The 15143-nt window shown below is 45.1% G+C and carries 12 protein-coding genes; 4 read left to right on the top strand and 8 right to left on the bottom strand.

Features of this window, described 5'->3' with window-relative positions; genetic code table 11:
- Positions 1-92 precede the first annotated feature (92 nt).
- On the top strand, positions 93-1235 hold the full coding sequence (locus AAHK14_RS07945; protein ID WP_194092678.1) for a tRNA nucleotidyltransferase: 1143 nt from the start codon (positions 93-95) through the stop codon (positions 1233-1235).
- On the top strand, positions 1232-2002 hold the full coding sequence (locus AAHK14_RS07940; protein ID WP_194092677.1) for a pteridine reductase: 771 nt from the start codon (positions 1232-1234) through the stop codon (positions 2000-2002). The genes AAHK14_RS07945 and AAHK14_RS07940 overlap by 4 nt, the downstream gene beginning before the upstream one ends.
- 79 nt (positions 2003-2081) lie before the next feature.
- Here AAHK14_RS07940 and AAHK14_RS07935 read toward each other — a convergent pair whose 3' ends face one another.
- The gene (locus AAHK14_RS07935; protein WP_194092676.1) at positions 2082-3083 is read right to left on the bottom strand and encodes a porin; all 1002 of its coding nucleotides are present in this window, start codon (positions 3081-3083) and stop codon (positions 2082-2084) included.
- Positions 3084-3731: 648 nt separating this feature from the next.
- On the opposite strand from AAHK14_RS07935, the gene AAHK14_RS07930 reads away from it, so the two are divergent.
- Together AAHK14_RS07930 and trxB are read left to right on the top strand one after the other, a co-directional pair.
- Entirely contained in the window at positions 3732-4400 is a 669-nt protein-coding gene (locus AAHK14_RS07930) for a tRNA-(ms[2]io[6]A)-hydroxylase (RefSeq protein ID WP_194092675.1), read from the top strand.
- Positions 4401-4730: 330 nt separating this feature from the next.
- Positions 4731-5672, top strand: a complete 942-nt coding sequence (gene trxB / locus AAHK14_RS07925) for a thioredoxin-disulfide reductase (RefSeq protein WP_194092674.1) — start codon at positions 4731-4733, stop codon at positions 5670-5672.
- A gap of 247 nt (positions 5673-5919) precedes the next feature.
- Here the strand turns inward: trxB and gorA are convergent, their stop codons facing one another.
- From gorA to AAHK14_RS07890, 7 genes are all read right to left on the bottom strand, one after another.
- Positions 5920-7281 carry a glutathione-disulfide reductase gene (gene gorA / locus AAHK14_RS07920; protein WP_194092673.1) on the bottom strand — a complete coding sequence of 454 codons (1362 nt, stop codon included), beginning with the start codon at positions 7279-7281 and terminating at the stop codon, positions 5920-5922.
- 106 nt (positions 7282-7387) lie between these two features.
- Positions 7388-7837: a TA system VapC family ribonuclease toxin gene (locus AAHK14_RS07915; protein WP_065256049.1), complete on the bottom strand. Its 450-nt coding sequence runs from the start codon at positions 7835-7837 to the stop codon at positions 7388-7390.
- Positions 7827-8063 (bottom strand): hypothetical protein, encoded by a 237-nt coding sequence (locus AAHK14_RS07910; RefSeq protein ID WP_065256048.1) that lies wholly within the window; start codon positions 8061-8063, stop codon positions 7827-7829. The genes AAHK14_RS07915 and AAHK14_RS07910 overlap by 11 nt, the downstream gene beginning before the upstream one ends.
- 88 nt (positions 8064-8151) lie before the next feature.
- Positions 8152-10251 (bottom strand): transglutaminaseTgpA domain-containing protein, encoded by a 2100-nt coding sequence (locus AAHK14_RS07905; protein ID WP_083108217.1) that lies wholly within the window; start codon positions 10249-10251, stop codon positions 8152-8154.
- A gap of 332 nt (positions 10252-10583) precedes the next feature.
- On the bottom strand, positions 10584-11624 hold the full coding sequence (locus AAHK14_RS07900; protein WP_065256047.1) for a DUF58 domain-containing protein: 1041 nt from the start codon (positions 11622-11624) through the stop codon (positions 10584-10586).
- Positions 11625-11673: 49 nt separating this feature from the next.
- Positions 11674-12609 (bottom strand): AAA family ATPase, encoded by a 936-nt coding sequence (locus AAHK14_RS07895; protein ID WP_083108221.1) that lies wholly within the window; start codon positions 12607-12609, stop codon positions 11674-11676.
- A gap of 284 nt (positions 12610-12893) precedes the next feature.
- Positions 12894-14987, bottom strand: a complete 2094-nt coding sequence (locus tag AAHK14_RS07890) for an EAL domain-containing protein (RefSeq protein ID WP_065256045.1) — start codon at positions 14985-14987, stop codon at positions 12894-12896.
- Positions 14988-15143 lie beyond the last annotated feature (156 nt).

Genomic DNA, 15143 nt, shown 5'->3' with positions numbered 1-15143 from the left:
GCCTGCCAAAACCCAAAAAAGCACTCATCAGGGTGCTTTTTTTATTGGTTAATTTACGCTACAATGACCCAAATTTATCGGAAAAATTTACCATGCAAGTATATTTGATCGGTGGGGCGGTGCGTGATATGCTCCTATCTCGCCCTATCAAAGACAAAGATTTTATGGTGGTCGGGGCAACAACTGCCGACCTACTCGCCCAAGGCTTTGCCCAAGTTGGGGCGGATTTTCCTGTGTTTTTGCACCCGCACACCCATGCCGAGTACGCCCTTGCCCGCACCGAACGCAAAAACGGCAAGGGCTATCAAGGTTTTGCTGTACAGACGGACGGGGTGAGCCTACAAGACGACCTAGCACGCCGAGACTTAACGATAAACGCCCTTGCCATAGAAGTCGGTGGGCTGTTTGACGACACGCCACGCACAGAGCAGGTGGTGGACTTTTATGGCGGTCAAAATGACTTAAAAAACAAGCTCTTACGCCATGTGTCGCCTGCATTTAGCGAAGACCCGCTTCGTGTGTTGCGAGTGGCTCGGTTTTATGCCCGCTTTTATGAGCTGGGTTTTACGGTTGCCCCCGATACCGCCTGCCTTATGCAAGCCATTGCTGAGCGTGGCGAATTATCGCACCTAAGCCGTGAGCGGATTTGGACGGAATGCGTGAAGGCTTTTGATGAGCCGTGTGCGTTTGCGTTTTTTAAGTTGTTATTTGACTTAGATATTTTAAAACAAATTCTACCCGAACTAAACACCATTTGGCAAGATAACACCATTCGCCAAATCACATTTGATAAATTAAAAACCGCCCATGATAAGCCATTGCATATCAAATTTGCCATTTTAACTTATGGATTTTTGGATAATAAAAATGAATTATCAACATTGTGCGAGCGGTTATTAACGCCCAAAGTCATCACGCAATTTGCTCAATTATTTATCACGCATTTTAATGAATTAACCGATTATCAAAATATCCCTGCCGATAAATTATTAACTTTAATAGAAAGCACCAAAGCCCAAAAAGATAAAACGGTATTATTTGATTTAATTGATACGGTAGAAATCATAAACGACAAAACAATCAATCGTGAATTTTTTCATCACGCCATTAGTCTGTATCAATCGGTAACGATTAACAATATTGATAAAACATTAAAAGGCAAGCAAATTGGCAATGAGCTGACACGGCTAAGATTATTAACATTAAGCGAATTTTTAAAAAAGGCAATTTTATGAAAAAAGTCGCCCTCATCACAGGCGGAGCAAAACGCATTGGCAAGGCAATCGTCCAAGCCTTTCACAGTAACGGCTTTAACGTTATTATCCATTATCATCACAGCCAAACGGACGCTCAATATTTGGCAGATGAATTAAATGCCATTTGTGATAATAGTGCCAAAATCATTCAAGCGGATTTAAATACCATCAATGATAAACATACATTAACGGATTTTAAAAATCATGCCTTAGCTTTATTTGGGCGGATTGATGTTTTGGTGCATAATGCGTCAAGTTTTTATCCCAGTGATATGAATGATGATTTTGCTAAATGGCAAACGGACTGGGACGATTTGTTTTTGACCAATGCCAAAGCTCCGTTATTTTTAAGCCATGCTTTTAAAGATGAGCTTATCACAAATCATGGGGCAATCATTAGCCTACTTGACATTCACGCACGAGATAAGCCCTTTGTCGGTTATCCCATTTATAACATGGCAAAATCGGCACATCTGGGCATGGTGCAGTCCTTGGCATTGGAGCTTGCCCCGAGTGTGCGGGTCAATGGCGTCTCCCCTGGTGTGAACATTTTTCCAGAAGATAATAAAAATAACGAATTAAACGACACCACCAAAGACAAACTTGTGAGTTCCGTTCCCTTACAAAAAATCGGTACGCCTAATGACATCGCCCAAGCGGTGCTGTTTTTGGCAACTGCTCCTTATATCACAGGGCAGATTTTGGCGGTGGACGGTGGGCGAAGCTTGACGTTAAGGGGTGGATAAAAAAAGCGGCTAGCAAATGAAAAACCTAAAACAGCAAAAACCCACCATAAGGCGGGTTTTTGTAAGAGTGTGATACAAATTAGAATTTGTATTCTAGACCTGCACCAATGCCATAGGCGTTAGCTTTATTACCGTCAGCATCTGCTCTTAGGTTTACATTTTCAGAACGTTGGTAAGCACCATACAGATGACCAGTAGTTGCTTGGTTAAAGGCATACTTGCTACCAACAACAGTACGGAAAACCTCAGCATCTTTAAAACCTTCTGCATTATCAACAAAATCTAGCTGACCGTAAGCAGTCCATGGAGTTTGAACCAACTTATGTTCAGCAGACACAGTAAATGCATTTTCTTTCTCAGAACCAGTTTCTAAAACATCTTGATGTAGAGTGCTATATTGAGTATTCTGGTATAAGGCAGCTACAGTAGTAGCAGGACTTAGGTCATAAGCACCACTTACACGAATAGCTTTTGTCTTACCTGATTGGATATAGGTAGCACCCGCACGATATGGAGTATTTTCAGGCTCAAACTGAGCACCCACACCCCATGCATCACGAGCTAGACTATCTTGAGAGTCATTTTCGTCAAGAACATACATGCCTAAGAAATTAACACCATTATAGTTAGGTGATACATAAGCAAAAGCGTTGTTAGCACGTGGGGCATCAAATGATGCCAATACGTTGTCGCCACCAATCACGCCACCTTGGGCAACAGTAGCATAGTCAACCATGCCATCAATCGCTGTTAGGCGACCAGCAAGTAGGGTGCCATATTGCTTGTTAGACAGACCTAGATAGCTATCACGAGCTTCGAAGGTACGAGTATCATCATCAACTTCAACACGGTATTCTAGTTGATAAACAAGGTCAGTATTTGCTGTTAGGGCTTCTGAACCTTTAAAACCAATGCGTGATGCATTAGAGTTTAGTTGGGTGCGAGAGTCTTGTGATGCACTATTACTGTTGCCATCTTGCACATCAAGAGTTAAAAACGCTTTACCGTAAACTTGTGGGGCAGCATTAGCAGCTGTGATAGACAGAGCAGCAACAGCTGACGCTAAAAGTAGTTTTTTCATGGGTTTCTCCACTGACATTTTTAGTGATGGGGCTGCTGTACGCTTGCACCCAGTGTGATAAGCTGTCAATCACTTCACGACTTATCACGGTTTTAAGTTATTGCCAATATGGGTATTTCATCACAGTTTTATGACATACTCATGACAACTTTTACATTTTTTGATAATCATGTATCAAATCCTGCATAAGTTTAACACAATAGACAAAAACGGTCATCAATCCCATACCGTGTGTATAGAATACCAATTTTGTCATATTTTGCAACACTTTTTATCACAAAAATTCACACTTTTTTTATATTTTTTCAAAATATATATATTTATCAATAACTTAAAATGTTTCTGTTTTCCAAAAATTTTGTAAACATTGAGAGTGATTTTTAATTATACTTATAAATTTAACCGACTTCTTTTGGATGACTGTATTTCGTCATCATTTTAGGCGTGAGATAAACATGAGATAAGTATAAAAAATAAACAATTTATACGGCAAAATGACTGAGTAGACCGCCAAACAGATGATGCCAATAAATAATATCAATATTATCAAATCGCTGTTTTTTTGGGTAAAAATCCCCACATCATATTATCGCCAGCTTGATAAAATCATGATAAAATAGCCACTGCTTTTTGATTTATTAAGATGCCATGACCGACATACTGCCCGAAGATGGCCTGCACGCCATCGCAAGCCGTGCCAAAGCCAAAACCGACATTAGCCACATTCATGCGTTTTTGGGGGCAAAAACCAGCGATAAATGGCTTGCCGTCGCCAAAGATAATCTCCCCCTGCTCATGCAAGACCACGCCAACTGCGAGAAAAAGGCGGCAGGGACGGCGATGAATTTGATTTTTCGTTATGAGTTTCACAGGGATTTGCAAGAAAAACTTGCCCAGCTGGTGCGTGAAGAGATGCTTCACTATGAGCAAGTGCTAGAACTCATGAAAGAGCGTGGCATTGCATGGTCGCACCTGCCTGCAGGGCGATACGCCAAGGGACTATTAAAGCACAAACGCACGTGGGAGCCTGCGGGCATGATAGACGTGTTGATTATCGGGGCGTTCATCGAGGCTCGCTCATGTGAACGATTCTCAGCATTGGCGGATGTCATCAATGATGAAAAGCTATCAAAGTATTATAAATACCTGCTTAAATCCGAAAGTCGTCATTATGAAGACTACCTTGCCCTCGCCCAGTCGGTGTCAGATGAACCGATAGATGAGCGAGTGGCGTTTTTCCGAGCGGTGGAAGCCGAGCTGATAGACAGCCCTGATGGGGAGTTACGCTTTCATAGTGGCGTGCCTGACTTTGTTTAAAATTTATCCAAGCACGTCATCATCGCATTTATCAATCATCGGATTTTAAATTTTAGCGTGAATGATGCTTGCAATTTGGGCAGGCAGACGCATATTATGGCTTTATTCTTTGGCTTTTGCCTTAGTTTTAACTTTAATTGATTGATGGTTAAAAGTTAAACATAATTTATTTTACTTCATTCTTAACTTAAATTAAAATAGTAACTTATTGATTTTTCAATAATTATTTTTTGTTTGTAGGGGCGAATTGCAATTCACCCTTAATAAATCCATCACTTATACAAAGTTGAGAATGGGGTTTTATTTTATCATCTTATATTTGGAAGTATTATGGCTACTCATCACAAACTCATCATTCTAGGCTCGGGCCCTGCTGGTTATTCAGCTGCGGTGTACGCTGCCCGTGCTAACTTAAATCCCGTCATCATCACAGGGCTACAAGTGGGCGGACAGCTGACCACCACCACCGAGATTGACAACTGGACGGGCGGAAAAGAAGGTTTGACGGGGGGCGAACTCATGGATAACATGAAAGAGCACGCCGAGCGTTTTGGGACACAGCTCATCTATGACCATATCCACACCACCGACCTACAAAACCGCCCCTTTACTCTAACAGGCGACAACGGCACTTATACCTGTGATGCCCTTATCATCGCCACAGGGGCAACCGCCCAATATCTAGGGCTTGACAGTGAGACGGCATTTATGGGGCGTGGCGTGTCAGCGTGTGCCACCTGCGACGGCTTTTTTTATAAAAACCAAAAAGTGGTCGTCATCGGTGGGGGCAACACTGCCGTAGAAGAAGCTCTATATCTGTCCAACATCGCAAGTCACGTTACCCTAATCCACCGCCGTGATAGTTTGCGTGCCGAGAAAATCATGCAAGACCAACTCTTTGAAAAAGTCAAAAACGGCAACATCACGATAGAGTGGAACAGCAGTGTCAAAGAAGTCGTGGGCGATGACATGGGCGTCACAGGCGTGGTCATCCAAAACACAGACGGCACAACCAAACAAATCGATGCCATGGGCATGTTTGTCGCCATCGGGCATAAGCCCAACACCGCCTTGTTTGACGGTCAGCTTGCCATGAAAGACGGCTATATCGTGGTAAAAAGCGGACTAGACGGCAACGCCACCGCCACCAGCATTGACGGTGTATTTGCTTGTGGGGACGTGGCAGACCACATCTACCGCCAAGCCATCACATCAGCAGGAACAGGCTGTATGGCGGCATTGGATGCGGAGAAATACTTGGATGCGATGTGATTTTATCTAAGATAAACCGCTGATTTAGACAAAAAGCCCATTTAGAATTGTTTTCTAAATGGGCTTTTTGTCTGTTGATGGCAACCTTAACTTAAATGACAAAAAGACAAACCGCCTAGGCAATTTGTCTTTTTATGGTTAAAAACCTACATTAAATGCGTTTTATAAGGGCGAATGTGATTCGCCCCTACACGTCCAAATTTTAAAAGGATTTTAAAAATACCATTTTTGCTTATAAAACAGGTATTTATCTCATCGTAACAAACTCTTCGCTGCCTGTGGGATGAATGGCAATGGTGTTGTCAAAATCACGCTTGGTTGCCCCCATTTTTATGGCAACGGCAAAGCCCTGAATCATCTCATCCACACCAAAGCCCACACCATGCAAGCCGACCACTTTTTCATCATCGCCCACACACACAAGTTTCATGCGACACGGCTCACGATGAGCGGTAATGGCAGAGTACATGGGCGTGAAGTTGGATTTATAGACCTTGACCTTGTCCGCCCCGAACTCATCAATGGCGTCTTTTTCGCTCATGCCGACCGTACCAATGGGCGGATGACTAAACACCACCGTGGCGACATTGCTATAATCTAGGTGTTCATCGGGTTTGTTGTTAAACAGTCGCTCAGAGAGTCTGCGACCTGCTGCCACCGCCACAGGGGTCAGCTCAATGCCGTTTTCGATGATGTCGCCCACCGCATAAATGCCGTCCACCGTGGTGTTTTGGAATTTATCCACGATGATTTGACCCTTTTCGTTGGTTGCCACGCCTGTTTTGTGTAAGTCAATGACATCAGTCGCTGGCACACGCCCTGTCGCCCAAATCAGGCATTCTACATTTAGGGTTTCGCCATTGTCAAAATACACCGTCAAGCCGTCATTTTTTTCAATCTTAACAGGGTTTACGCCCGTATGGAACGTAACGCCGTCTTTGACCATGACATCGGTTAGCACGTCCACGATATCTTTATCAAAACTCTTTAAAATACCGCTACGCACGCACAAATGCGTATCCACGCCCAAGGCATTCATCACACCTGCAATCTCAACGCCAATGTAGCCACCGCCCACAATCGCCACCGATTTTGGCAGTTCGGTCAAATCAAAAAAGCCGTCCGAATCAATGCCATACTCCGCCCCCTCAATTTTTGGACGGTGCGGACGACCGCCTGTGGCAATCAAAATATGGTCGGCGGTAATGGTCTCGGTCTCGCCATTATCAAAACTCACTTCTACCGAATTTTTGTCAAGAAACTTGGCAAAGCCGTTGATGAGTGTTACACCATTTTTTTCAAAGGTGTTTTTATAAGATTGATGAATGCGACTGATGTAGGCGGTGCGATTTTCGACGAGTTTGCCAAAATCAAAGTTTTTGACATCAAGCTCAAAACCATAGTCAGGGGCATAGTTATGAATGGCGGTTGCCATGTTCGCCCCGTACCACAGCACTTTTTTGGGTACACAACCTGCGTTGACGCACGTTCCGCCAACGTGCTTAGCTTCAATCACCGCAACTTTTTTACCATACATGGCAGCACGGTTGGCAGAACCAATACCGCCACTACCGCCACCGATGGTAATATAATCAAAATGTCTGGTCATAAGTTTTCTCCAAAAAAGGTTGAGTAATGTATCAATATAATGGGGACGATTTATGGGCTTTAGGAAAATGTTTGATAAAATTTTTTGATTATTGATAGATGGTTTTTTAATTGAGCAAACTGATAAAATCCTGCTCACCAATACTGACAGCGGTATGCGTGGCAATGCGGTTATCAAGCGATACAAAAACAGCGTGGTTGTATTTGGCAAGAGCTAACAGATAAGCATCGGTTAATTGCTTTGAGCCTTGAATGTGTTGCCAGTTGATAAGCTCATCTTGTAATAGGCTGATGTTATCAGGGATAAAGACATGATGACTTTTGTTAATAAAAGTTGTTAGCTTTTCTTTGGTATCTAAGATTTTAAAGCCATTTTCATAGCTAGGCAATGATAAAATCCGCATACAGCCATTTTGCGTAATCGGACAACTCGCCCAGCGATTCCCTGCAATCAACCATTCAAATAACCAACTTGTCGCAAGTGTATGATACTTATGTTTGTTATCCAACAAGGCAATCAATACATTGACATCAAGCAAGGCAATTTTAGATACCATGTTCTTCCCTTAGTTCATTGATGTATTCATCGGTAATTGTATGTGTGCCTGTGGTAAATGGACTTAGTCCAAGAAACTCATACATCTCATCAAGGTCTTTGCCTTGTTGCCCAGCAACCAACTTTTCTGCTATTGACACAAGATAATCACTTGCTGACATATTTTGTTGCTTGGCAATTTGTACAAGTTGCGTCTCTACTTGTGGGGGTAAGTCTAGGGTTATCATGAGTTTTCCTTTTTTAAAAGATAATTTTTGAAAGATAAGTCATTGTAACACAATCAAAACCCACAAAAAACCCCAATCCTAACCACGCTCATCTAGCACGCCCCACCAACCGCTTGACGATACTCATCATCTGACCGACCACCGCCTTGTCCACCCGTCCGTCTCGCCCATAGCGGTGTTTGCGATACAAGCTCTTTAATTCATCAATATCTTCCGCATTATTTGGCGTTTTTAGACGGTCAAGCCAAGTCAGATAAGGCTCGCTCGCCCCCTTACCCCATGTCTTATCCTGTTTGGCAAGCCCTGCCGAGAGCTTCACAAGTGGCACGTCTAGCCCATGATACTGCCGTCTACGTCGGTACATCATCACGCCCACAAATAAGACAGCAAGCACTCCCACGCCCCCGACCAATGTCCAAAACTGCTGAGCAAAACTTGTGATATTAAACCATTTAAAGAGCGAATCTTTTTGCTCATCTTGGTCATAGCCGACCACGTTTTTTTGCCAATAATAGCCCATCTGGTCAGAGTAACGTCTCAATGTCTGTAACATCTTAAACTGCTGATAACTCCATTGCCCTGCCACACCATCGCCAAACATGGACGCACCGCCAGCGTCAGTGACTGCATTCATGCCCTGCTCCACACGGTCAGGCGAGACAAAGGCGGTCGGGTCAATACGCACCCAGCCTTGTCCATCAAACCACACTTCCGTCCATGCATGTGCGTCCATCTGACGCACTTCCCAGCTTTGCCCATCACGCCCAAGCTCACCGCCTTGATAGCCTGCCACCACCCGAGCAGGAATGCCTGCCGAACGCATTAAAAAGGTAAAACTGGATGCATAATGCTCACAAAACCCCGCCTTTGTCCCAAACAAAAACTCATCAATGCGGTCATCTCGCAACACAGGGGGCGAGAGCGTGTAACTAAATCCGCCCGTGGTGATGAAGTTTTGCACCGCTTGTGCATAGCGGACAGGGTCGCCAGTCTGGGCGTAGAGCTCTCTGGCAAAGGCACGAGCCTGCTCATTACCGTCTTTTGGCAGACGCAGATTAATGTGTTTTTGGATATCAGTGAGTTCAATATCCACCTTGGGCTGACTAAAATAACTGGCACGATAGCGTTTTTGGGTGCTAATCGGGTAATAATGACGCAGGGTAAAATCGCCCGTCATGCCCATGCCACGCTCAGGGTGCAAACGTGGATAATCTAGAGCAAACAGCCAGTTTTGCTCGGTCGGCTCTAAGATGACCTGATAATGATGTTCCATGCCTTGATACGCACTCATCGCCCATGCTGGGGGCGTATCGCCATCTCGTGATGGCCAAAAATGGGGCGAAAACTCACTTTGTCGCCACGTCACCCCATCAAAATCACTAAACACCAATCCACGCCAATACATCTCATGGCGGTTCGGCATTTGTCCATCAAACTCAGCACGAAACGCCAGTTCGGTCGATTGACTCAGATTAGAAAAATCCCCTGGTGACATACTGTCCGAAACGCCCGTCGTCGCTGATTTGCCCGCCATCGGCAGTGACCACATCGGGGGCAGACGGGGGAAGAACAAAAACAGCACCACAAGCAAGGGGATGGCAGGCAGGGTTATCATGCCTAACGCACGCAGTCGCCCCGAGCCATCGGCATTGTCATCATCACTAATGGCGATAAAGCCCACCAATATCATCATGAGTGTCGGCAGTCCCACCATCGCCACACTCAAATCCTGTCGTATCAAAAAAGCCGACGCCAGTGTAAATAACGCAAGGTTTAACGCCACATAAGCGTCCCGCTTCTCATAGAGCTCCCACGCCTTTGCCACAAAGCACAGCACCAAAAAGCTGACCGCCACATCCACGCCAAACGCCTGCCCAAAGCTCACCCAAATCGCCACTGTACCACCCAAAAATAGTAGCACCTGTACCACTTGATAGATACGGCGTAGTCGCCCACCACTTAGGCGGTATAGGCGTGCCTTGATACTGGGTTTTTGCATGATGACACTGATGATGAGTGCGACCAGTAGCCACGCAGGAATGCCCATCGCATGGGGCAACACAAGCGACGCCATGGCAAGCAGTAGCCAGTGATAGGCAGGCAGGGCAAGGATTTTTTGCCAAAATTTTTGGGGGCTTGTGGTTAGGGTTTTTCTACCTTGACCAAAATCGTGAAAAGTGCTGTTCATGGTGTCTGTGTCGTGTGGTTTTGCTTGATAGATGATTTGGTAAAATTAGGCAGATACTAACCTTTTTGTTTACATCCAAGAAACTTTAAAATTACCACAAACGTAATGATGTTTGGGTGTAGGGGCGTGCTGTACACGCCTATAAAAATTGGTGTGTTATCAAAGGACGTGCGGAGCCAGTCCCTACAAAGCCTGTGGTAAATATCAAGTTTGTTAGGTGTATCATCAATCCATCAAACCAAACCCTTGTTTATAAATAGAATAATTTAAAATACTTTTTAAATGATTTTAAAACGGTTTTAAAATGGATAATATAAACAGCCAAAAACCCATCAAGGCTCTTTGGCAAGTCTTAGCAAGCATTGACGGACAAACTCATCGCCCACGCCTATCTTGCCTGCCCCACTCGGTAGCACAAGCATAAAGGGCATGCCCTGTGTGGCGATGGCTTGCACTGCATGGGTCAGCTCACTAAGACGCATCTCATGCGAGCCTGATGGCATGTCATCATAATCTAAGCACCACTCACGCCCAAGCGAGTCGCCAAAGTGCTTGGTAAGCATGCCTGCCCCCCGTGCCACGTGCGACCATGACACCCGTGCCAGACTCTCGCCTTCTTGGTATTCATCCAACATCTCAAAGTCGCTTTGCCCTGCCACACTAATGGCACTTCGCTCATCACTCTCGCTTGCCACCGCTCGCTTGTCATTTTGCCAATCAAAGGGGATAGGCTTAGGATGTACAAACATCGGACTTGCCAAATGCACATACGCCCACGCACGCATGACCCCGAGCGGATAACGACTGCTGATGACCAGACGGGGCAAGGTCATGACCCCCCGAGTGGGCGTATAGACGGGTAATCTGACCAGTACCGATTTGCCCAGCGTTGGCGTGATGATGGTGCGAGCATTCATAAAGTCTTCTCGTGCTTGCCCTGAGAGCATTTTTTGGACAATCTCATGCTTATCATCAAACACCGCTTCTATCTGCCGTGATGCCTTACCACTTCTGGTGGACAGCTCCAAAGTCACATAACCTATCGACCCTGTCTCAGACAGGCTGGACTCAACAAACCGCACATCAATGCTCGCCACCTGCACAAAGGTATAAAACACGGTCACGAGCCAAATGCCGAACAGGTAAAAGCACAGCCCCAGTACCAAGTTATTACCATAATTGACCCCCGTCACAAAAGTGGCGATGAGTAGCAAGGCAAACAGCAGTCCTTGACGGCTAAAAAAAATATAGACATTACGCAGTCCGAGCGACACCACGTCTTTGCGTGGTGAGCGTCTGGCAAAGAACTCATTGAGCTTGTTCTTTATGGGATGAGTCAGTGGGTGGGTTAGGCGATGAGCAGATGATTTCATGGGCATACGGATAGATTGATTAGGTTGATGACAAATGACAAATCAGCCATCAATCAATCGCCACTTCGTCCAAAATACGTCTGGCAATGGTCATCTCGGTCAAGCCACCCAAATGATGAAACGGCACAAACCGTTGTCCCAGTCTGTGGTCAGCCACCGCCGAGAACACCGCCTGCACGTCATCTATCGCCACATTGTCCTGTCCTGATACATAGGCATAGGCTTGGCAGGCACGCTTTAACGCCAACACGCCACGGGGGGATAAGCCGTGATATTCTTGGCTTGAACGGGTCTTGGCAACCAGTTTTTGTAGGTAGTCTAGCACCACAGGGGCGATGTAGATGTCTTTGACTTCTCGCTGAGCTTGTATCACTTCTTCACTAGTTAAAATCGGGGTAAGCTCACCCATCATCGCTCGGCGGTCTCGCCCTTCTAGCAGTTCACGCTCGGCTTTGGGTGATGGATAGCCCAGCGAGACACACATCAAAAAGCGGTCAAGTTGTGATTCAGGCAGTGGATATACGCCCGATTGTTGGGCGGGGTTTTGAGTTGCGATGACAAAAAATGGCTTGGGCAGAGCGTATGTCTGTCCATCTTGGGTTACTTGCCCCTCCTCCATCGCCTCCAAAAGTGCTGACTGTGTTTTGGGACTGGAACGATTAATCTCATCAGCAAGCAGTAGCTGAGTGAACACTGCCCCTTTTCTAAAACTAAAACTCTGCTCGCTTTGGTTGTATATCATCATCCCCAAAATATCAGCAGGAAGCATGTCATTGGTAAATTGCACACGATTAAAATCAAGCCCCAATAATATGGCAAGGCTGTGTGCCAATGTGGTCTTACCCATGCCGGGCAAGTCTTGAAGTAGCAAATGCCCATCCGCTAAAATACAGGACACAGCTAAGGTTATGACTTCTTGCTTGTCAAGGACGATTTGGTTTAGTTTGTTTAGCAGAATTTGGATTTTAGATTGGATGGGTAACATGAAAAACTCAAATAAAAATATTTTGATAAATGAAATGGTAAAAAACAGTAAAATAGCAATCTCAATCTCAACTTAACATGGCAACTTATTGATGATTTGATGGCTGTCTTTAAAATTGTGGAAGTAATACAATTTGACCTTAATAAATCAAGCACTTATGCAAAGTTAAGAACAAGGTCATTATACCAATTTTTAAAACATTGTTTGTATGACAAGCGTTATTGTGGTAAGATTTTTATACAAAAAACACCCAAGTATCTGTTGGGTGTTCGCTGTTATGGCAGTTACTCTTCAGCAGGGGGCGGGAAAGTAATCTCAGTATTGGCAGGTTGCAGATAGTCGCCTTGCAGATATCTTGCCCCCACCGACCATGCCATGGACATGGTGGACGCCTCTTCAATATATGGCATGAGCGTGCTTGCCCCTTTTTCGGTCGCTGTATTTATCAGCCCTTGCAGAGCGGTCAAGTTCGCCTCTCTGTCTAAGTCCTTGGTATAGCTACGAGCGAGACGTACCATGTTGGGCGACAGATAGTCCAGCACTTCGTCGGATTTGGCAGTTACGCCAAAACCATTCATACCCACAGGGCAGTCAATGTTGGCAAGGGCAATGAACTGACGTTTGGCGACCGCCATATAATCCACCAAATCCTGCTCACTAAACTGCAATGTCAGCACATCACTACCACCACCAATGGCTCGGGTCAGCTGAGTGATAATGCCTGCCAAATTGGTGTCTGCCAGCGATGCCGATGATAGAGCCACCAGCAGGCGTGCGGTAGGCTCGCTTTGGCGGACACTCGCCAAGTGTTTGCTGGCATTGATGAGCATCCAACGGTCAATTTTTTCAAGCAGATTGTGTTTTTTGGCGATGGGAATGAGCTTATCATAGGTCATCTGCGTGCCATCAGCTTGTGGCAAAGTAATAAATGCCTCAAACAAGCTAGTACTGTCAGTCTCAATATCATATATCGGCTGATATTTTAACACAAATTTATTTTGAGTTAAGGCAGTTTGAATGTACTCCGCCATCACCGCATCATCTTCGCCTGCGATGGCACTGATATCAAAGGCTTTGATTTTTATGCCTTCGTCATCAGGATTAATCTCATTGGCGGTATCCATGGCACGGCTTAGCACCACGCTTGCCTCAGGGGCATTGACATCCATCATCACCACGCCGATGGACAGTGTGGCAGTGACCGTGCGACTGCCCACCTCGATGAGCATACTTGCCACACGTTCAGCGAGTTGCTCCGCCAGAGCCATCGCCTGCTCTTTGTTTATCTCATCAACCACCAACGCAAAGCTGGTATCACTAAATCTGCTCACGCTGGCATCATGTGCTTTTTTGGCGGTCTCATCTAGTACCCAAGCTACCTGCTTGACCGCAGTATCCACCCCTGTCAGACCCGTGCTTGAATGAATCTTACCCATGCCATCCATACGAATATATAACAAGGCAGCTGACTTGATGTCGCCACGTGCAACCTCTTGCTGAGTGCTGTGTAATGACTCAGTAAAGGCAAGACGGTTTGACAGCCCCGTCAAGGCATCTTGACGTTCTGCCTCGGCAAGTTTTTTGGCAAGCTCAGCACTGTTATTCTCGTTCTGCTGGATAATCATCTGAGTGACAGGTTCGCCATCTAAGGTCGCCGCCGCCAGTTGTAATTTGGATGCAAAGGTTGAACCATCGGTACGTTTACTCTCAAAGGCGAACTCTACCTGAGAGCGGTCGCCTTTATCAAAACGACGTAAAAACTGTTTAAAGCCTTTGACATTGTCCCCACCGGCAATCAAATCCACCACCGGCACACCAATAATCTCCTCCATCGCCTGATAGCCAAACATCTCCAAATAGGGGTCATTGGCAAAGATATGCACCCCTTGGTCAATGTATGCCACGGCAGATTTTGAGTTTTTAATCAAAATGTTGGCACGTTGTTCAGCCTCTTTTAAGATGGCTTTTAGATGAGTAGTTTGACGTTTGGCACGCACATAATCCGTCTGCAAACAAATGGCAGAGATAATGAGTCTGTCATCCCCTTTTGCCAATGACTTTATCATGTCGCCATGCACCACCTCGGGGTTACCATGCTCATTTAGGCTCGCCTGTTCATTGCTTTGCACCAAATGAATGACTGGCAAATTAATCTGCTCTTCTTGTAAGATACCCACGACATCTGTAAAGTTCATGTCATAGGCACGATGGAAAACAAGCACATCCCATTCTTGGCGTAAGGATTTGACAAACTCCGCCTTTTCATCCCAAAAGCCCAAATTAACCTCATCAAAATATTCTGATAAGTGGCTGATAAGATGCTCGGCATAAAGTTGCTCTTCATCAATAAACAACAGGTTTAAGATATTTTTTTTCATAGACATATAGTATGTTAAAAAGCGATGCGGACAGGCTGGCGTTGGTTCACCCAAAAGTGTTTGCAATATTTGTACCAATTTGTAACGTTTTGAAATATTTTTACAAAACGTTACAAATTATGATAAAGGCTAATATCAAGGAAATTCAAAGAACTG

The sequence above is a fragment of the Moraxella sp. K1664 genome, assembly GCF_039693965.1.
Taxonomy (GTDB): domain Bacteria; phylum Pseudomonadota; class Gammaproteobacteria; order Pseudomonadales; family Moraxellaceae; genus Moraxella.
This window is presented reverse-complemented; position numbering and strand designations above follow the sequence as displayed.

Bases quoted from the DNA above. Each gene is read 5' to 3' on its own strand.
- AAHK14_RS07945 (WP_194092678.1), top strand. From the start codon at position 93: ATGCAAGTATATTTGATCGGTGGGGCGGTGCGTGATATGCTCCTATCT.
- AAHK14_RS07940 (WP_194092677.1), top strand. From the start codon at position 1,232: ATGAAAAAAGTCGCCCTCATCACAGGCGGAGCAAAACGCATTGGCAAG.
- AAHK14_RS07935 (WP_194092676.1), bottom strand. From the start codon at position 3,083: ATGAAAAAACTACTTTTAGCGTCAGCTGTTGCTGCTCTGTCTATCACA.
- AAHK14_RS07930 (WP_194092675.1), top strand. From the start codon at position 3,732: ATGACCGACATACTGCCCGAAGATGGCCTGCACGCCATCGCAAGCCGT.
- trxB (WP_194092674.1), top strand. From the start codon at position 4,731: ATGGCTACTCATCACAAACTCATCATTCTAGGCTCGGGCCCTGCTGGT.
- gorA (WP_194092673.1), bottom strand. From the start codon at position 7,281: ATGACCAGACATTTTGATTATATTACCATCGGTGGCGGTAGTGGCGGT.
- AAHK14_RS07915 (WP_065256049.1), bottom strand. From the start codon at position 7,837: ATGGTATCTAAAATTGCCTTGCTTGATGTCAATGTATTGATTGCCTTG.
- AAHK14_RS07910 (WP_065256048.1), bottom strand. From the start codon at position 8,063: ATGATAACCCTAGACTTACCCCCACAAGTAGAGACGCAACTTGTACAA.
- AAHK14_RS07905 (WP_083108217.1), bottom strand. From the start codon at position 10,251: ATGAACAGCACTTTTCACGATTTTGGTCAAGGTAGAAAAACCCTAACC.
- AAHK14_RS07900 (WP_065256047.1), bottom strand. From the start codon at position 11,624: ATGAAATCATCTGCTCATCGCCTAACCCACCCACTGACTCATCCCATA.
- AAHK14_RS07895 (WP_083108221.1), bottom strand. From the start codon at position 12,609: ATGTTACCCATCCAATCTAAAATCCAAATTCTGCTAAACAAACTAAAC.
- AAHK14_RS07890 (WP_065256045.1), bottom strand. From the start codon at position 14,987: ATGAAAAAAAATATCTTAAACCTGTTGTTTATTGATGAAGAGCAACTT.